Raw genomic sequence first — 17,806 nt, 5'->3', positions numbered from 1 at the left:
ATCCTCTTTTTTATATGCGCAGTCATTTGTGGTTATTTACGCGCTTAACTTGGTGTAAAGATATATTAGATCGGAAAATGTTTACTTACAAGCAGTAATAGCAACTTTGTTTACCACTTTTTGTTTACTGCCAATCCCATCACATATCAATAATAAGGAGGAAAACATGTCTCTAGATAAGATTGAAAACTTTAACTACCTGAAAGGATTCGACTTTACTGAAAATTTAAAATTCGTGACAGGGACAAACTCATTTGTTGAACTAGCCCATTTACTAGGGATTGCAAAAGGAAATATTTCCACTTGGAATAGCAGAAACACCACTTCCTTTGAGTCAATTGTGCGCTTGCATCTTATTTATGGCATTCCTGTAGAAGCAATGGCCCTAGGTAAAAACCCTAAAAAGTACAAAGCCGACAAACCAACCAAACCGTACAAATACATGTCTGGCGAACCTTTCATTAATAAAATAAAAGAGATCACCGGTGCTAATACACTGCTTGATTTATCTGAAATCTTTGACATCCCAAATACCACATTTAGCGCGTGGCGCATGGCAAACCGAAACTCACACGAGCTAACAGTTCGCTTACATTTAGCCAAGGGCGTTCCTGTAAAAGAATTAGCATTTGAAAATGGAGTAAAACCAGAAGGCTTTAGAGAATGGGTATCATCCATAACTAGTGGCGTCCACCAAAATGAAAGCGATAAGATGGAGCAACTAGGCGTTTCAGACGTTGCATATAGTTACAACAGCAATGTTGAGAAACTGCCAAACCCACAACACCAAACGGTTATTGTGCAAAGCTTTTGTTTGAATAATGGAAAGTTGCTTGATACTGGCGAAATCCCGTATGCATTGAGAATGATGAACAGTTGGGATTTAGCATCAAAGAATGTGATTGAAGTAGAAACAAATGACGGGCGTTATTTGGTTGATATTTCACAGAACGACGCAGTAAGCGGATCATACTTAATAGATACGAATGGAAGAATGTCGATAAATACCATTCAACGCTTACCTAATAAATTGTTGGTAGATTTCAACGGCGCAACCATTGAACTCTCGGATGACGATATAAAAGTAATAGGCCGCATCGCGGTTACAATAATTAAAAATTAATATTTAAAAGGCTAGGTTTAAGATGAAAAAAGCATTAAGTATTTTATCAAAGCTATCATTAGCAATTGGTATATTTATTATGCCATTTATTTTCTCATGGTTTACACTAAAAAAAGGCACTGAAAAAAAGTACAAAATTCTAGCTTTCGGCTGGCTAATTCTTTATATCAGTTTATTTACTATTGGACTCATGAACCCAAAAACAATCGAAACACCTCAACCAAAAGCCGAAGTGAGCTTAAATAACTGTTCTTACTCGCTAAATGTATTTTCAGACATAAATAACCTGATGGATCAAATTATTAAATTTCGAGATGAAAAAGCCTCATATAAAGAGATTGCGGAATGGCGAGTAGCAGTATTTAATCCTGAATTCAATAATCTATCTAATAAACACCACTTAGCAGCAAATATAGTCATGAGCCCAAAACACGAATTAGCTAGAAGTGTTTACACTGACTACCTATTACGAATGCCTTTATTTTTAAATGATGTGTATAGCGCTGCCAGAACTGGTGACTATTCAAATATAAAAATGCAGTCAGACATAATGAAAACTGTAATACCAAAAATACGAAAAAGTTGTGTTAAAGAAGAAACAACAGTCTCTAAACCAATTGAAGAAAATAAAGTAACATCAACTCAAACCAAATCAATAAACGCAAGTCAAGAGCTCCATATTGTTAAAAAAAGTAACTCAGGTATATGTCATGATAATTTTAGTTCTTTTTATAATAGAACGAAGAATTACACGCCCTACAATACAATTCAAGACTGTTTAAACAGTGGCGGTAGACTGCCTAAAAAATAATAAATCTGGTACCGCAATGAAAACCGCTTTAATCGGCGGTTTCTTTTAATAAGACTTATATCATGACAGTAAAAAAACTAGACACCGACACTAAAAAACCATGGCTTTGCGATATTTACCCGCAAGGTAGAAACGGCAAGCGAGTAAGAAAACACTTTGCCACTAAAGGCGAGGCACTTGCGTATGAAAAGTTTGTGCTAAAAGAAGCCGACACCACGCCATGGGCAGGTAAAAAAATCGAACGTCGAAGTTTGCTAGATATGATAGACATGTGGCAAGAGAGACACGGCCAATCACTTGCACATCAAAAATACACCTACCGAAAACTAAAAGTAATTGCGCTTGGCATGGGCGACCCAATTTATACCAGGCTAACGCCCAAACACTTTTTAGAATACAGAACGGCTCGTTTGGCTGGGCAAATTACAAACCTTAGCGGTAAAAAAGAACCGGTATCTTTTCGCACTTGTAATATTGAGCATGATTTATTGAACGCGGTGATTAACGAGTTGCGCCGCATGGAAGAATGGAAGTGCGAAAACCCGCTTCAATCGGTTCGACAATTTAAACTGCATGAATCTGAAATGGAGTTTTTGACCATGGATGAAATGAAGTTGTTGATCACCGATGCCGAAAATTACGAAACCCACGATGATATGCATAAAATAATTAAATTATGTTTGGCTACTGGCGGTCGCTTTTTAGAAGTTTCAAAATTAACTGGTTCACAACTTTCTAAATATAAAGTGACGTTTACTCAAACTAAGGGAAAGAAGAACCGCACCGTTCCAATTAGCCAAGACCTTTACGCTGAAATTTACAAAGAAGACTCAGGCCCACTTTTTAAAATAGGCTACTCTACTGTTTACCGTTTTATTTCAAAACGAGTTCCACGACTAACCCACCAAGCGGCTCATGTTATGCGCCACACTTTTGCATCTTATTACATGATGAACGGCGGCAATATTATCGCTCTGCAAAGAATATTAGGTCATACCGATATTAAACAAACGATGAGATACGCTCACTTAGCCCCTGACCACTTAGAAGATGTAGTCACCAAAAACCCGCTTTATATCATCAAAAATGACTACAAAACCGATTGATTTAATGACTACAAATTGACTACATAATTTACCAACATGTGCATTTATATATGGTTATTTGTACAGTGTTGATTTTTAAGTTACTGAAAACCCTTGTATAGCTTAGTTTCTATGAGGGTGATTTGTAATGTGATCTTCCCAGTTCTTCACATCGATCGCATACACAACTTTATTTCTAACGCTTTCGCCAGCCGCATGCATCGCTGATTTAGATCCAGTAATCAATGGGTGCCATTCTGGGATCGGATTGCCTTCTGCTAATAAACGATACGCACAAGTTACTGGAAGCCAGTTAAACTCGGCGATGTTCTCACGACTCAGTTTTAAGCACTCTTCACCGGAGGTAAAACGCTTAGCGTAATCCTTGCATGAGCACGTTTTGCTATTTAGCCAACTACACGCAACATTGGTGTAGTAAACTTCATCGGTATCTTCATCCATTAATTTATGTAAACAGCACTTCCCACAGCCGTCACAAAGAGATTCCCACTCTTGCTCTGTCATCTCTTCTAGTTTTTTTTGTTGCCAAAATTGCTCAGTCATTGCTTTACACTCATTATGGGAAGAGGCGGTTTTATACCCATCTTGAGATAAAAGTGCAAGTGGTTTACAGATCACAAGATAAGAATCCAGACTAACTTTGACCTGAAAGATGAAGAGTGGTATTTTGCGCATCCTTTAATTGATGCAATGAGATGATGTATGGAATGTAGATTATATTGCGGTGCCTGCTGTATTGCCCCAAGTATTACTTCATTTATTCCTGGAATGCCAAATGGGAAACCTGCGGGTGTACGTTGTGTTCAATTGAACGATGAGAATCTGTGTAAGCTATTTGGTCAGGCTGACCGTCCAAAGGTATGTCACCAATTTAAAGCTTGCCCTGACGTGTGTGGTTCAACCTCAGAACAAGCATTGCAAACGATCACTGAATTAGAATCAATGACGCTTTAATTACGATAATACGCGAATAACGTTTTGTACTTGCTCTGAGACTTCAGTACCGTGGGCTGTTAAATAACCACCATCATTTTGTGTTACCAATCCTTTCGTGAAAAGACGCTTCATTGCTTCGATTGCTTCGGGTGCTGCGTCTGAATGAACTTTTAAACCCGCTTGAGTGCTTTCTAGTGGGAATTGCTTGAGAAGGTTCATTTCTTCAATAATATCTTTATTAAATGGCATATATAATCTCTCTTATTTATTAACTGATTTCAGCATAGACTGTCTTTCAAAGATTAAAACAGAGCTAGATCACACCTATAAAAAATCCCCATAGGATTACTCTCTATGAGGATATTTTTTAATCAACTTTCTTGTATCTAAAGCACTTAAGCTTGAATACCGATGATTAACCATGGTGCATTAGGCTGCGTAAGATCGCGCTCTAAATGCCAAACATCAGTGATGTCTTCTTGAAGACCTTCCACTGAATCACGGTAACGTCCTGAGAACTGTAGGCTTAATTGTGCACTGCTTGCATTGTGCTCAGCACGAACAACTTCTGCATCAACAAACATAACATCAGTATGTTGCTCACCTTCAAGGTTTGCACGTTCTTGAACCAAATCATTGTAAAGACTGATTGATACGTACTCTTGAATAGTTTCAAGTTGGTTATGGTTCCATGCACCTTGTAAAATACGGTAGTGCTCACGAGAACCATTGATGAAACCTTGCAAATCAAAACCCGGTGGGTAGTTATGCGGCACTTCATCAGAACCAATCGAACCAAAACCACCTGTTGTTTGTGTTTGTGGTTGAGCTTGATCGCCTTGGAAATACTGTTGGTTATCACGGAAACTCGGCTTTTCATCATGAGACGCTTGTGGGCCTGCGTAGGCGGCCCCTTGCCTCTGATTTATGCTTCCGGCTTTCGACGCCATAAACATACGGAAAAGTTTGAATAAAACAAATGCAACACCAGCCATAATGATGATATCCATAAATTGGATACCTTCAAAGCCACCGCCGCCAAACATTGATGCTAGAAGGCCACCAACAAGAAGGCCGCCAAGTAATCCGCCCATAAGGCCTTTCTTACTTGATGCTCCTTTAGCGGTATCTTGCTTACCAATTGTGTTGGTATTTTGTTGTTTTTGTTTTGGTGCAGGGGCAGTTTTAAAGCTCTTACCAAATGATTTACCACCACCAAATTTTTTTGCCTCTGCATGAGGAGCAGCAAAAACAAAAACAAACATAAGGGCAGCAACAGATAAAAGACGTTTCATTATCTCTTCCTTTACTCTATTAAAATAATTTGATCCGATAATAGCCTGCATCGCTGCACATTGGGAGCTTTAATATGGATGAGTATGTTTCAGAGTGTTAAAACGATATTAGTTTGATTCTCAACATTATGCTTTCCGCCCTAATTGATAAAACTCTTACTTGAAGAATCACCAATTACATTTAGAATTAAGAACATTGTTCAACATTACTCATTAAAGGTTATTATGGCTCGCAGAAATGACCATTCTCATCAAGAAATACGTGAAATGGCATTAAATAATGTGAAGTTGTATCTTGAAGAACACTCACATCATGAACTCAGTTTAAGAAAATTAGCCAAAAGCATTGGTTATGTCCCTAGCACGCTCGTCAATATTTTTGGTAGCTACAATTTATTACTGCTTCGCTCCATTGCCCAAACGCTTGATGAACTGATGCAACGAATCGCATTAGGTATAGAAAATAGCACAACATCAGAAGAAGCATTAAAAGCCATTGCTTACTGCTATTACGACTTTGCAAAACAACACCCTAATCGCTGGCAGCTAATCTTTGAGCATAATATGAATGGTGAATTATTACCGGAATGGCAAGAAGACCGCATCAATCAAATCATGACAATGCTAGAAAGTATTATTCGAACCATTAACCCCTCAAAGAGTGATGGTGATATAGTCGTAACCAGTCGTGTTATTTGGGCAAGCGTTCACGGAATTACACAATTAAGTGTTGATGATTTATTTTTCTCTGGCTTACCATTTGATGGGCACCAATTAATCGATAACTTATTTGATAATTACATTAATCAGTGGAAGATCAGCTAGTTTAATTTTTGAGTTACTAAAAGGATTTTTATGGCGAAGCAAGCGCAACTACTTACTCAGCGTCGATTTTTTCCATATTTCATGACTCAAGCTTTAGGTGCATTTAACGACAATATTTATAAAAATACCCTTTTATTATTTGTAGCTTTTGCCAGTGCCGATTCTTTGCCTATCTCATCCAATTTATTTATAAATTTAGCCGCTGGTTTATTTATTCTTCCCTTTTTTCTATTCTCTGCACCTGCCGGAATTTTAGCCGACAAATATGAAAAATCAGCGTTTATCCGTAAAGTGAAATTAGCCGAAATTGGTATTATGTTATTGGGAGCTGTTGCCTTTATTCTGCAAAACTACACTCTACTGTTAATCTTATTGTTTTTAATGGGCACACAATCCGCCTTTTTTGGGCCAGTAAAATACGCACTACTCCCTCAACAATTAAAAAAAGAAGAATTAGTCTCTGGGAATGCATTAGTAGAAACAGGCACCTTTCTCGCTATTTTGTTTGGGACCATTGGTGCGGGGTTTATTGCATCACAAGAATATGCTCACTATATCGCCGCCGCCGCTGTCGTACTCTTGGCTATCTTAGGCTATTTAACGAGCCGTTCGATTCCTTACGCCAAAGCCATGAACCCAACGCTTAACTTCCAATGGCGTCCAGTTAAGCAAACAAAACACACAATTCAAATCGCCAAACGTAACCCTGCGGTATTTTTAGCAATTATGGGAATAAGTTGGTTCTGGTTTTTAGGCGCAAGCTACGTAAGCGTGCGGGGAACTACACCTTGTCTTTTACATTCCAAGGTAAAAGTGAATCGATATCTGGCGATCCAACACATAAACGATCTAGACAATACCTAATATAATCGTAAGGGATTAATCCGTTTGCCTTTGCTGTTTCTACAATGCTGTAAAGCATTGCACTTGAATCTGCACCAGCCGTTGAACCCGAAAATAACCAGTTTTTCCGGCCGATAACAAACGGTTTAACCGCTCGCTCTGCTCGATTGTTATCAATAGATAACAATCCATCATCAATATAACGAACTAATTTATCCCATTGATTTAATGTATAGCTAATCGCCTCACCTAATTTTGTTTTAGGTGATACTCGACTAACTGCGCTATGAACAATAGGCGCCTACGGCGCAAATCAAAAGGACTCAACCTCTTCCATTGTTGCCAATAAATCGTTTATCCTATCGCCATGCACGCATATAAACCCCTGAAACAATTATTTAATAGTCAAAATAACTGGCTTAAATTTCTTCATAATAACAAAGCTAACCTAAGAGCGGTCGTGATTGAAAATGTCACAAAGATGCTGTCCTGTGGGACAGCGGCTTTTGGCTCTCGCGAATATCATTGTTGCAACCCTGACTGTACCCATATCAAATATATTCACCAAACCTGTAAATCTCGAGCGTGCAGTAGCTGTGGCATGAAAGCCACAGAGCGATGGATACAAAAGCAACAACATGTCTTCCCTGAATGCGAATATCAACACATCACCTTTACCCTTCCAAACACGCTATGGCCTATCTTTCGTCATAACCGTTGGCTGTTAAATAAATTATTCAAATGTGCTGCAAACATTCTGCTGGGATGGGCAAAAGATAAAGGAATAGATGTCGGTATCTTTTGTGCTCTTCATACTTACGGTCGAAAACTGAATTGGAATACGCACTTACATTTATCGGTCACTCGTGGGGGAATTTGTGAACGTACCGGTTTATGGAAACCCATTTACTTCCAAATGAAAACGACAGAGCCTTGTTGGAGAGCGGCTATCGTCAGTTTATTGGGTAAGGCTTATTATGAGCTTGATTTATCAAGCGAAGAATGCCCCTATATCCGTAATAAAACGGATTGGTCACGCTTTTTAAGCAGTCAATATAATCGTCGTTGGAAGCTTCATTTTGCTAAAAAGACAAATAATGTAAAACCGACGATGAACTATCTTGGTCGGTATTTAAAACGGCCCCCAATTTCAGCGTCACGTTTAAGTCATTACGCCAAAGGCGGAATGATAACGTTTAATTATTTAGACCATCGAACAGGAACAACAGACAGCCTAACATTATCACCAGAAGAGATGATAAGACGGATAGTAGAGCACTATCCTGATAAACATTTCAAGATGATCCGATACTACGGTTTTTTATCAATGCGTCGTCGTGGAGAAGCTCTGCCTAGAGTTTATGCAGCTTTAGGTATGACAATAGAAGCTGAGCCGAAAATGCCAGGGTATGCCGCAATGTTAAAAGGATATGTAAAAGTAGATCCGTACGAATGTATTTTATGTGAAAGTCGTCTGGTGTTTACGAATTTCCGAGTCGGAAATTCGGTCAATGATTTAGTCACCCATGCGATAGTTCAGTCAGAATTGAGGGCAGCATAATAAGGTTTGTAGGATAAGTGTATCTAAAACTCATGAAATAGGGCTAAAACAGTTATAAAATCCCCGATAATTATATTTTCGATACCTTTTAAAAAAACAGCGATGGTGAAATTGGCTTTTTTAGACGGGCCAATGCTAACTCAGCAACATTCAAATTCCTTACCTTCAAGCCAATCACGGAGCTCTTTAAGTAAATCGCGGGCTTCTGTCTGCCTAGCAACATACTTGGCTTCAGGGGAAGCCTCTTTTAATAACGATTCGATCCGGTATAGCTTTTGGATTTTACTCAATACCCAATCTGCACTCCCTGTTTTCCCTTTTACTTGAACACGTTGAGCCTCAATAAATCGTCGACGTGCGTGTGCCCAACAGCCAACTAAAATCGCTTCAGTTTGTTCATAACCTTGGTAACCATCGGTATGTAAATACCCGTTATAACCTTTTAAAAAGTTAACTGGATGGTAGCCATGCCTGCTAGATTGATAATCATAAAGTACAATTCCAGGCAAAACACCAGAGCCTGGAGAATCATAGCCAGAGCAGTAGACCCACATATAACATTTTGCTTTTTCAACATCCAACACATTTACCGTTGTTTCATCACAATGCAGAGTGGGTTGTTCAAGCAAAATACGATGTAACTCGTTATTAAGAGGGGTAAATAGTACCGAGCATTTTATTAACCAATCCGCCATCGTTCGCCGTCCAATAATGATACCCCATTGCTGAAATAACGTTTCTTGACGATAAAGTGGAAGACTGTATTGAAATTTAGCCGTAATAATTTGAGCAAGTAAACTTGCGGTCGCAATCCCTTTAGGGATTGGTGACGCTGGCATTGGGGCTTGTTTAATGTCTACTGAAGTATTGTTTTTTTCACAATTTCGGCAAGCATATTTAGGACGAACATGTTGAATAACTTCCACTTTAGCTGGTACAAATTCCAACTTTTCACTGATGTCTTTACCCATCGCATGCATCTCTAGACCGCAACACTTACAAGTTTTATCTTTTATGTCGTGGATAATAACAGTACGCGGTAAGTCTTCAGGTAAGCGTTGGCGTTTTGGCTTTTGACGAGTGTAGGTAATCGTTTGTGTGTCATCATTTTCAATGATGATTTCTTCTTCTGTTTCATTGAATAAATCAAATTGAGTCGAGTCAGATTCACTGCTTTTACCAAAGCGCTGATGTTGAGCCAGTCGAAATTGCTCTAGAAGACGGTTATATTTATTTTCAAGCTGAAGCACAAGTGCTTTCAGCTCGTCAATGGTATCAGGAAGTGGTTTTATTTTATCAATCATGTAGATGACTATATAACGATAATACAGGTAATCAATCGGTTGCCTCCTATTCTTGACTGAGAATCAACTATTTAAAGGGTTGTTTGATAATGTACCGGTTGATGTCCTAAGATATCAAAACCTTGTAATAGCAGTGTCAGTTGCTGCTCTGATAATGCTAACGTATCGTTATTTATATTTCGTGGCCATTTGAAGCGGTCTTCATCTAATCGCTTGTACCATAAAGCGAATCCTGTTTTATCCCAATACAATATTTTGAGTTTATCACGAGGCTTATTGCAAAATATAAATAGAGCATCACTAAACGGTGATAGTTGCATTTCTTGCTCAACAATCACGACAAGGCCATTAATGGCCTTGCGAAAATCGACAAAATCACGATGAAGATAAATGGTGGAAACATCAGTAAATACATTCATGATTGATACCCTTTTAATAAGAGTCCTATCCAGTGAGGTTCAGTATTAGCTGGCAATGTTAATCGCAATTTTCCGATAGAAAGTTGAATATCTGGTAATTGTGGAGTGGCGATGATAGTTGATGTTAACGCTTCTACTTTCAAGAAAGTAGAAGCGTTAATCTTTTGTTTCCATCGTGCTTTACGTGCACTAAATGTCTTTGGCAGAATATTATGGTTACGACAAAATTCAGCGGCACTAAGCTTGCTAGATTGCTGAGATTCAAATAGAGCGTGCCATTGCTCTGGTGTTCTCTTTTTATCTTTTTGCATAATTACGTTCTCGTTAAATGAAAGATCGTAAGATACGCATAATGAATTTTATTTGTTAGGTGTAGTTCCCCGCACGCTTACTATTAATGAACCAATTCAATGGTTTTAACGCAATAAAAAAGGTGACCAAATGATCACCTTACTTTCTGTAGATTCGCTTTTACTCGTCCCTAAGCTCTAGTCCCTAGAATTATTTCTATAAACCTAACGCATACTTCAGCGCTTGTGTTTTTAACTTCCCAGACGAGTCCGCTAATTTTAACCCTATATTTCGTAATAACTTAACCGGCGGTAAAGAGTTACTAAATAAAGTGTAAAATAAATCCATACTGCTTTGCATCGCTAAGTTATCTATCTTTCGTCTTGATTCATACATTTTAAAAGCTCTATCTGTATTCAGTCCTTTTTTCTCTACTTCTTCTAATAGCACTTTGATGTCTTTAAATCCAAGATTAACGCCCTGTCCTGCTAGAGGATTTATTGTATGAGCGGCATCACCAAGCAATACACAATGATGATCAACGTATTTTTGAGCATGTCGACGAGTTAAAGGGAAAGAACCATATTGCTCTACCGTAAATTCTCCGAGTTCTTTCGGAAAGTATGCTTTTATTTCACTTTCTAATTGAGTCGAGTTCATCGCGCAAAGCTGTTTAATGCGTTTTGGTGAGTCATACCATACCAAAGATCCTTTATTACCCTGTAAAGGTAGAAATGAGCGAGGACCTGACGGTGTAAACCATTGCCACGTAATATCTTGTTGTGGTTGCTCTGTTTCTATATTAATTAACATGCAATGTTGACGATAGTCCCAAGCCGTAATCCCTATGTTAGTTTTTTGTCTAACATAAGAATTAGCGCCATCAGCACCAAGAACCCATTTCGCTTTAATTTTATCTCCATTTTCTAACGTCAGTTCATTATGATCACTAAAAAACTCAAGATCGGTTATTTTTGTAGGCGTAATAACGTTGAGGTTGTCATAACAAGAGAATGTCTGCCATAACCCTAATTGAATAAGACGATTTTCAACAATGAAGCCAAGCTGGTCCATATTAAGTGCATCAGAATGAAAGCGAGTTCGACACTCAGGGTGTTCCCATGTTTCTAAGCGCTTATAAGGACAAACTCGCATTTCTTTAATACTTTCCCATGCACCTAGTTTTTCAAGCAGATCAACGGATGATTGAGAGATTGCAGAGACTCGAATATCCATCGGCTGTTTATTGTCATAAGTACTTGGCTCTTTATGCTCAATAATAGCGACTAAATAACCTAATTTAGCTAAACCTATAGCGGCAGCGGCACCAACCATCCCACCACCAACAATAGCGAAATCATATTCTTTCATCATCCATAGACCTTATATGAACCAACAATTTTAACTATTCTACCGCGATTTACTTCAGATCTACATCTCTCAAATAATACCCATAAAAGATTCGTGGTTGTCTATACCTAGTCATAAGGCTTGGAAAGCAGTACAATACGCGCCCTATCCGTTTTGATTGAGCTTGTCTCTCAAAACAGTACCGAATTCTAGTAATAAAATACGAGTGAAAAAGTTACATGACTAAGAAACTGCTAATCAAAACCTGGGGCTGCCAGATGAACGAATACGATTCATCTAAAATGGCCGATCTTTTAGGTGCCGCAAATGGTTATGAATTAACTGAAGATCCAAAAGAAGCGGATGTTCTGTTATTAAATACCTGTTCAATTCGTGAAAAAGCACAAGAAAAAGTGTTTCACCAACTGGGCCGCTGGAAACATTTAAAAGACAAAAAACCAGACTTAGTGATTGGCGTAGGCGGTTGTGTTGCAACTCAAGAAGGCGATCATATTCGTCAACGTGCACCTTACGTTGATGTAATTTTTGGTCCTCAAACGCTTCACCGTTTACCACAAATGATCAAACAATCGCTTTCTAATGAAAAAACCGTTATGGATATTTCATTTCCTGAAATCGAAAAATTCGATAATCTTCCAGAACCAAAAGCCGATGGTGTATCTGCTTTTGTTTCTATCATGGAAGGTTGTTCAAAATACTGTACGTACTGTGTTGTTCCTTATACTCGCGGTGAAGAAGTTAGCCGTCCATTAGATGACGTGCTATTTGAAATTGCTCAACTTGCAGAGCAAGGCGTACGTGAAGTTAACCTATTAGGTCAAAACGTAAATGCTTACCGTGGTCCTATGTACGATGGTGATATTTGTTCCTTTGCTGATTTACTTCGTATGGTTGCTTCAATTGATGGTATTGACCGTTTACGCTTCACAACCAGTCACCCATTAGAATTTGGTGATGATATTGTTGCGGTTTACGAAGATACACCAGAATTAGTAAGCTTCTTGCATCTACCTGTTCAAAGTGGCTCAGATCGAATCCTAACGATGATGAAACGTCCTCATACTGCTATTGAGTACAAGTCAATCATCCGTAAGTTGCGTAAAGCTCGTCCTGACATTTTAATCAGCTCAGATTTCATCGTTGCCTTCCCTGGTGAGTCAGAAAAAGACTTCCAAGATACAATGAAGCTAATTAAAGACGTAGACTTTGACATGAGTTATAGCTTTGTCTTCTCTCCACGTCCAGGTACGCCAGCCGCTGATTATCCGTGTGATATTCCAGAGCAAACGAAAAAAGATCGCCTTGCTGAGCTTCAACAACAGATCAGTTTTCAATCTGCACGCTTCTCTCGTCAGATGTTAAATACAGAGCTACGTGCACTTGTTGAAGGCCCATCAAAAAGAAATCCGATGGAACTACGAGCTCGTACTGAAAATAACCGCGTAGTGAATTTCACAGGCAGTCCAGAACTCATTGGACAATTTGTTGACCTTCATATTACAGAATCATTTACTAACTCTTTACGCGGTACCTTAGTTCGTACCGAAAAAGACATGGGATTACGTGTTGCTGTATCACCTTCTGAGATGATAGAGAAAACTCGCCGTGAAGATGATCTTGGTGTAGGTACTTTTACGCCATAATGTGATCACCTCAGTAAAATCAAACACTAAAAAAGATGATTAAGCTTACTTGATCATCTTTTTTCTTATTTAACCTTGAGAAAACCCCCTTTTTCCCCAATAAATAATAGATAAACCCATAGCCAATATTATGCGAGGCAGCATTGAGCATTAAAACAACCAAATTAGAGTTGACCTTAGAGCCAGCTAATAATAAGCGTTTATCTAATCTTTGTGGTCCATTTGACGACAATATAAAACACCTTGAGCGTCGGCTTGGTGTTGAAGTAAATTATCGAGGAAATCTCTTTACCGTTGTCGGTCAACCTCATACGGTTTCCGCTGCTGTTGATATTTTAAGGGATCTTTACGTTAATACTGCGCCAATTAAAAATCAATATCCCGATATTGAACCTGAGCAAATCCATTTGGCTGTAAAAGAATCTGGCGTATTAGAACAACCCTCTGAAGCGGTAACAACGCTACCTTATGGTAAAGAGATATTCATAAAGACAAAGAAAGGGCTAATTAAACCACGAACAGAAAACCAAGCACAGTATGTAACTAATATCGTGACTCATGATATTACGTTTGGCATTGGTCCTGCCGGCACTGGTAAAACCTATTTAGCGGTTGCTGCGGCTGTCGATGCACTTGAACGTCAAGAAGTTCGCCGTATTTTACTGACTCGCCCAGCGGTAGAGGCCGGTGAAAAACTCGGTTTCTTACCCGGCGATCTAAGTCAAAAGGTCGATCCTTATTTACGTCCTCTCTATGATGCTCTTTTTGAAATGCTTGGGTTTGAGCGAGTGGAAAAGCTTATAGAACGTAATGTGATTGAAGTAGCACCACTGGCTTACATGCGTGGTCGTACCCTAAATGATGCCTTTATTATTTTAGATGAAAGCCAAAATACCACAGTAGAACAAATGAAAATGTTCTTAACGCGTATTGGCTTTAACTCCCGAGCCGTTATTACTGGGGATGTTACTCAGATAGATTTACCTCGCGGTGCGAAATCTGGTTTACGTCATGCAGTTGAAGTATTATCAGAAGTTGATGAAATTAGTTTTAATTTCTTTATCGCAGATGATGTAGTTCGCCACCCTGTTGTTGCTCGTATCGTAAATGCCTATGAAAAATGGGAAACAAATGATCAAAAAGAGCGTAAACTAGGAGAACAGCGTCGAAAAGAAGAACGTGATGCACGTTTACTCGATTCTGAAAACAACTAGTACAATAATTTCAGGTGAACCATGAGCATTGAACTCGATCTACAAATTGCATGTGAAAATGAAAAAGACTTGCCTTCAGAAAAAGATTTTATGTCTTGGTTGAATGCAGTGTTGCCTCAGTTTCAGCCACAAGCAGAATTAACGATTCGAATTGTAGATGAAAAAGAAAGTCACGAACTAAACCATCAATATCGTGGTATGGACAAACCAACAAATGTATTGTCATTTCCTTTTGAAGCACCACCAGAAGTAGAAATTGATTTACTCGGTGATTTAATCATCTGCCGTCAAGTTGTTGAAAAAGAAGCTGTTGAACAAAACAAGCCTTTATTAGCACATTGGGCGCATATGGTTGTACATGGCAGTCTCCATCTGCTAGGTTATGACCATATCGAAGATGAGGAAGCTGAAGAGATGGAATCACTCGAAACAGAATTAATGCAAGAAATGGGATTTGAAGACCCATATCTCGCTGAGAAATAATTGTTGGAATAATCCAACAGTTACCTATGTGAGCTATCCACATTGATAGCAACTACTTTTAAAGAAGCCATGAACGACGAAAATTCACAAAATACAGAAGGTCCGAGTAGAAAGTCCTTCTTAGGACGCCTTTCACAACTGTTCCAAGGGGAACCTAAAGATCGCCAAGAGTTGGTGGATGTATTTAGAGACTCTGAGGAAAATGAAGTTATTGACCACGACACCCGAGACATGCTCGAAGGCGTCATGGAAATTTCTGAAATGAGAGTTCGAGACATTATGTTACCGCGCTCCCAGATGGTCACTGTAGAGAAAACGCAAAACCTCGAATCACTGATAGCAACAATCATAGAAGCGTCACACTCACGCTACCCTGTGATCAGTGAAGACAAAGACCATGTTGAAGGAATACTCCTTGCGAAGGACTTATTAAGATACTTAGGTTCAGATTGTGAAGCCTTTGAGATTGAACAAGTTATTCGACCTGCTGTTGTAGTACCAGAAAGCAAACGTGTTGATAAGCTTTTAAAAGAGTTTAGAGAAGAACGTTACCACATGGCCATCGTTGTCGATGAGTTTGGTGGGGTTTCTGGTTTAGTTACTATCGAAGATATCCTTGAAGAAATTGTTGGGGATATTGAAGATGAATTTGATGATGAAGAAGAGAAAGACATCCGTCAGTTAAGCAAACACACATTTGCTGTGAAAGCATTAACTGAAATCGATGACTTTAACGACGCTTTCTTAACAAATTTTAGTGACGAAGAGATTGATACCGTTGGCGGCTTAGTATTAACGACCTTTGGGCATTTGCCTGAAAGTGGTGAAACTATCGAAATATCTGGTTTTACGTTTAAAGTCACCGCTGCCGATAACCGTCGCATCATCCAACTTCAAGTGACGATTCCTGAAAAAGAATCAGACAAAAAACACGAAGAAGAGTAACATTCTCAGCCGCTTATTAATAAGCGGCTGAACTTTATCTGGCTTCCAGAGACTAAATAGCTGTTATTTCATTATTTGTTTGAGATCCTTCATGCCCTTTTTAAACCATTATCTTTCTCGCCTTCTTATCGCTGTATTATTTGGTGCCAGTGCAACACTCGCTTTTGCGCCTTATTCTTTATGGCCTTTTGCTTTTATTGCACCACTCGTTTTATTTCTGTTGTTGAATAACCAAACAACCAAACGATCCACATGGATTGGTTTTTTCTGGGGGATAGGTTATTTTGGCAGTGGCATAAATTGGATACATATCAGCATCGATAATTTTGGTGGCATGCCTATCGCTGCAAGTCTTTTTCTAATGATCGGACTTATTAGCTATCTTGCTCTTTATCCCATGTTATTTGCTTTTTTAGCCACTCGCTTTTTCTCTTTGCATTCCTTACATAAATATTTACTCGCTTTCCCTGCTCTTTGGTTAGTGACCGATTGGTTGCGTGGCTGGGTCTTTACCGGCTTTCCATGGCTATGGCTTGGATACAGTCAAATAGATAGCCCTTTCTCTGCCTGGGCTCCAATTTTTGGTGTCGAGGGCATTACCGCCATCATTATCCTTTCTGTCGGTGCAATCACTTACGCCTTACTAGAGAAAAAATGGACTTTATTACTTGTTCCTGCAATTTTAGCGGCGACATCTTTTGCAATAAAACCATTTGATTGGGTAACACCACAACCTGAGAAAGCCACTAAAGTTGCGTTAATTCAGGGGAATGTTAATCAAGCATTAAAATGGCTACCAAGCGAACGTTGGCCAACCATCATGAAATACATGGATTTAAGTCGTAAAAATTGGGATGCTGATTTAATCGTATGGCCAGAGGCTGCAATTCCAGCGTTAGAAAGTGAGATCCCAAGCTTTCTTCGTAACCTTGATAGCGCTGCCACAATGAACAACAGCACTATAATTACCGGTATTGTAGGTCAAAGCCCGACAGGTAATTTTTATAATAATATAATCTCGTTAGGTAAGAATGGAACAAATGGTTACGATTACCTTGAACAGCCAAGGTACAGCAAGCATCATTTACTTCCTTTTGGTGAATTTGTACCTTTTGAAGCATTACTTCGCCCATTAGCCCCTATTTTTAACTTACCAATGTCTTCTTTTAGCCGTGGTAGTTATATACAGCCAAACATTCAAGCAAGTGGTTCTCATTTAGCGCCCGCATTATGCTATGAAATTGTTTATGGTGAACAAGTTAGAGAAAATATTACCGAACAAACTGATTACATTTTAACGCTTTCTAATGACGCTTGGTTTGGCACTTCTATTGGTCCATTACAGCACATGGAAATGGCTCAGATGAGAGCTTTAGAAACAGGAAAGCCCGTTATTCGTTCAACCAATAATGGCGTAACCGCGATCACGGATTACCGAGGAAACATCATTAAGCAAATTCCTCAGTTCACAACGGCGGTATTGCGTGGGGAGGTCATTCCAACGACAGGTACAACCCCATATCGCTATTGGGGAACATGGCCTTTGTACTTACTTGTGATGCTGTCTTTACTCATCGCTTGGCGTAAACAAAAATAAAAAGAATGCTTGGCCTGTATGCGTAAATATACGAATACA

Annotated in this window: 17 protein-coding genes and 3 pseudogenes; 12 read left to right on the top strand and 8 right to left on the bottom strand. The window is 38.9% G+C overall.

The features are described from left to right. The first annotated feature begins 166 nt into the window (after nt 1-166). The 3 genes from VSAL_RS05550 to VSAL_RS05540 all read left to right on the top strand — a co-directional run bounded on the left by VSAL_RS05550 (nt 167) and on the right by VSAL_RS05540 (nt 3,040). Complete coding sequence (locus VSAL_RS05550; protein WP_012549769.1) at nt 167-1,123, top strand: helix-turn-helix domain-containing protein; 957 nt, start codon at nt 167-169, stop codon at nt 1,121-1,123. A gap of 22 nt (nt 1,124-1,145) precedes the next feature. Continuing rightward, entirely contained in the window at nt 1,146-1,934 is a 789-nt protein-coding gene (locus VSAL_RS05545; RefSeq protein ID WP_012549768.1) for a hypothetical protein, read from the top strand. Between the two features lie 62 nt (nt 1,935-1,996). After that, nucleotides 1,997-3,040, top strand: a complete 1,044-nt coding sequence (locus VSAL_RS05540; RefSeq protein WP_012549767.1) for a phage integrase — start codon at nt 1,997-1,999, stop codon at nt 3,038-3,040. Between the two features lie 102 nt (nt 3,041-3,142). Here the strand turns inward: VSAL_RS05540 and VSAL_RS05535 are convergent, their stop codons facing one another. Next, nucleotides 3,143-3,583 (bottom strand): YcgN family cysteine cluster protein, encoded by a 441-nt coding sequence (locus VSAL_RS05535; RefSeq protein WP_044583407.1) that lies wholly within the window; start codon nt 3,581-3,583, stop codon nt 3,143-3,145. Between the two features lie 159 nt (nt 3,584-3,742). On the opposite strand from VSAL_RS05535, the gene VSAL_RS05530 reads away from it, so the two are divergent. Further along, the gene (locus VSAL_RS05530; RefSeq protein ID WP_012549765.1) at nt 3,743-3,994 is read left to right on the top strand and encodes a YkgJ family cysteine cluster protein; all 252 of its coding nucleotides are present in this window, start codon (nt 3,743-3,745) and stop codon (nt 3,992-3,994) included. Here VSAL_RS05530 and VSAL_RS05525 read toward each other — a convergent pair whose 3' ends face one another. Continuing rightward, nucleotides 3,995-4,225: a TIGR02647 family protein gene (locus VSAL_RS05525; protein WP_012549764.1), complete on the bottom strand. Its 231-nt coding sequence runs from the start codon at nt 4,223-4,225 to the stop codon at nt 3,995-3,997. 146 nt (nt 4,226-4,371) lie between these two features. Then, nucleotides 4,372-5,271 carry a Tim44 domain-containing protein gene (locus VSAL_RS05520; RefSeq protein WP_044583211.1) on the bottom strand — a complete coding sequence of 300 codons (900 nt, stop codon included), beginning with the start codon at nt 5,269-5,271 and terminating at the stop codon, nt 4,372-4,374. 225 nt (nt 5,272-5,496) lie between these two features. Between VSAL_RS05520 and VSAL_RS05515 the strand changes: the two genes are divergently transcribed. Together VSAL_RS05515 and VSAL_RS05510 are read left to right on the top strand one after the other, a co-directional pair. Further along, nucleotides 5,497-6,096 (top strand): TetR/AcrR family transcriptional regulator, encoded by a 600-nt coding sequence (locus tag VSAL_RS05515; RefSeq protein ID WP_012549762.1) that lies wholly within the window; start codon nt 5,497-5,499, stop codon nt 6,094-6,096. Between the two features lie 30 nt (nt 6,097-6,126). After that, nucleotides 6,127-6,867, top strand: a pseudogene (locus tag VSAL_RS05510) (MFS transporter); the annotation flags it as partial. A gap of 10 nt (nt 6,868-6,877) precedes the next feature. Here the strand turns inward: VSAL_RS05510 and VSAL_RS22685 are convergent. Continuing rightward, nucleotides 6,878-7,225: pseudogene (locus tag VSAL_RS22685) on the bottom strand (IS66 family transposase); the annotation flags it as partial. Nucleotides 7,226-7,306: 81 nt separating this feature from the next. On the opposite strand from VSAL_RS22685, the gene VSAL_RS05505 reads away from it, so the two are divergent. Continuing rightward, nucleotides 7,307-8,500, top strand: coding sequence for an IS91-like element ISVsa9 family transposase (locus VSAL_RS05505; RefSeq protein WP_012548955.1), 1,194 nt, complete (start codon nt 7,307-7,309; stop codon nt 8,498-8,500). A 164-nt stretch (nt 8,501-8,664) separates the two neighbouring features. On the opposite strand, the pseudogene VSAL_RS05500 reads toward VSAL_RS05505, so the two are convergent. From VSAL_RS05500 to VSAL_RS05485, 4 genes and pseudogenes are all read right to left on the bottom strand, one after another. Further along, nucleotides 8,665-9,804: pseudogene (locus VSAL_RS05500) on the bottom strand (IS66-like element ISVsa2 family transposase); the annotation flags it as partial. 71 nt (nt 9,805-9,875) lie between these two features. Next, on the bottom strand, nt 9,876-10,223 hold the full coding sequence (gene tnpB / locus VSAL_RS05495) for an IS66 family insertion sequence element accessory protein TnpB (RefSeq protein WP_012548924.1): 348 nt from the start codon (nt 10,221-10,223) through the stop codon (nt 9,876-9,878). Next, on the bottom strand, nt 10,220-10,534 hold the full coding sequence (gene tnpA / locus VSAL_RS05490) for an IS66 family insertion sequence element accessory protein TnpA (protein ID WP_012548925.1): 315 nt from the start codon (nt 10,532-10,534) through the stop codon (nt 10,220-10,222). Before tnpA ends, tnpB begins: the two co-directional genes overlap by 4 nt. 196 nt (nt 10,535-10,730) lie before the next feature. Further along, nucleotides 10,731-11,885: a 2-octaprenyl-3-methyl-6-methoxy-1,4-benzoquinol hydroxylase gene (locus tag VSAL_RS05485; RefSeq protein ID WP_173362137.1), complete on the bottom strand. Its 1,155-nt coding sequence runs from the start codon at nt 11,883-11,885 to the stop codon at nt 10,731-10,733. 218 nt (nt 11,886-12,103) lie between these two features. Between VSAL_RS05485 and miaB the strand changes: the two genes are divergently transcribed. The 5 genes from miaB (at nt 12,104) to lnt (ending at nt 17,767) form a co-directional block, all read left to right on the top strand. Beyond that, nucleotides 12,104-13,528 carry a tRNA (N6-isopentenyl adenosine(37)-C2)-methylthiotransferase MiaB gene (miaB, locus tag VSAL_RS05480; protein WP_012549760.1) on the top strand — a complete coding sequence of 475 codons (1,425 nt, stop codon included), beginning with the start codon at nt 12,104-12,106 and terminating at the stop codon, nt 13,526-13,528. Between the two features lie 143 nt (nt 13,529-13,671). Beyond that, a complete protein-coding gene (locus VSAL_RS05475) occupies nt 13,672-14,742 on the top strand; it encodes a PhoH family protein (RefSeq protein ID WP_012549759.1) in 1,071 nt (356 codons plus the stop codon). A gap of 21 nt (nt 14,743-14,763) precedes the next feature. After that, nucleotides 14,764-15,225 (top strand): rRNA maturation RNase YbeY, encoded by a 462-nt coding sequence (ybeY, locus tag VSAL_RS05470; RefSeq protein ID WP_012549758.1) that lies wholly within the window; start codon nt 14,764-14,766, stop codon nt 15,223-15,225. A 69-nt stretch (nt 15,226-15,294) separates the two neighbouring features. Beyond that, on the top strand, nt 15,295-16,170 hold the full coding sequence (corC, locus tag VSAL_RS05465; RefSeq protein ID WP_012549757.1) for a CNNM family magnesium/cobalt transport protein CorC: 876 nt from the start codon (nt 15,295-15,297) through the stop codon (nt 16,168-16,170). Between the two features lie 91 nt (nt 16,171-16,261). Next, nucleotides 16,262-17,767, top strand: a complete 1,506-nt coding sequence (lnt, locus tag VSAL_RS05460; RefSeq protein WP_012549756.1) for an apolipoprotein N-acyltransferase — start codon at nt 16,262-16,264, stop codon at nt 17,765-17,767. The last annotated feature ends 39 nt before the right edge of the window (nt 17,768-17,806 follow it).

The organism is Aliivibrio salmonicida LFI1238 (assembly GCF_000196495.1).
GTDB classification, from domain to species: Bacteria; Pseudomonadota; Gammaproteobacteria; order Enterobacterales; family Vibrionaceae; genus Aliivibrio; species Aliivibrio salmonicida.
This window is presented reverse-complemented; position numbering and strand designations above follow the sequence as displayed.

What these genes read in the sequence shown, in the direction of transcription:
- lnt (WP_012549756.1), top strand. Translation starts at nt 16,262, where the DNA reads ATGCCCTTTTTAAACCATTATCTTTCTCGCCTTCTTATCGCTGTATTA.
- VSAL_RS05540 (WP_012549767.1), top strand. Translation starts at nt 1,997, where the DNA reads ATGACAGTAAAAAAACTAGACACCGACACTAAAAAACCATGGCTTTGC.
- VSAL_RS05520 (WP_044583211.1), bottom strand. Translation starts at nt 5,271, where the DNA reads ATGAAACGTCTTTTATCTGTTGCTGCCCTTATGTTTGTTTTTGTTTTT.
- VSAL_RS05525 (WP_012549764.1), bottom strand. Translation starts at nt 4,225, where the DNA reads ATGCCATTTAATAAAGATATTATTGAAGAAATGAACCTTCTCAAGCAA.
- VSAL_RS05550 (WP_012549769.1), top strand. Translation starts at nt 167, where the DNA reads ATGTCTCTAGATAAGATTGAAAACTTTAACTACCTGAAAGGATTCGAC.
- miaB (WP_012549760.1), top strand. Translation starts at nt 12,104, where the DNA reads ATGACTAAGAAACTGCTAATCAAAACCTGGGGCTGCCAGATGAACGAA.
- VSAL_RS05530 (WP_012549765.1), top strand. Translation starts at nt 3,743, where the DNA reads ATGGAATGTAGATTATATTGCGGTGCCTGCTGTATTGCCCCAAGTATT.
- ybeY (WP_012549758.1), top strand. Translation starts at nt 14,764, where the DNA reads ATGAGCATTGAACTCGATCTACAAATTGCATGTGAAAATGAAAAAGAC.
- VSAL_RS05505 (WP_012548955.1), top strand. Translation starts at nt 7,307, where the DNA reads ATGCACGCATATAAACCCCTGAAACAATTATTTAATAGTCAAAATAAC.
- corC (WP_012549757.1), top strand. Translation starts at nt 15,295, where the DNA reads ATGAACGACGAAAATTCACAAAATACAGAAGGTCCGAGTAGAAAGTCC.
- VSAL_RS05535 (WP_044583407.1), bottom strand. Translation starts at nt 3,583, where the DNA reads ATGACTGAGCAATTTTGGCAACAAAAAAAACTAGAAGAGATGACAGAG.
- tnpB (WP_012548924.1), bottom strand. Translation starts at nt 10,223, where the DNA reads ATGAATGTATTTACTGATGTTTCCACCATTTATCTTCATCGTGATTTT.
- VSAL_RS05515 (WP_012549762.1), top strand. Translation starts at nt 5,497, where the DNA reads ATGGCTCGCAGAAATGACCATTCTCATCAAGAAATACGTGAAATGGCA.
- VSAL_RS05545 (WP_012549768.1), top strand. Translation starts at nt 1,146, where the DNA reads ATGAAAAAAGCATTAAGTATTTTATCAAAGCTATCATTAGCAATTGGT.
- tnpA (WP_012548925.1), bottom strand. Translation starts at nt 10,534, where the DNA reads ATGCAAAAAGATAAAAAGAGAACACCAGAGCAATGGCACGCTCTATTT.
- VSAL_RS05485 (WP_173362137.1), bottom strand. Translation starts at nt 11,885, where the DNA reads ATGAAAGAATATGATTTCGCTATTGTTGGTGGTGGGATGGTTGGTGCC.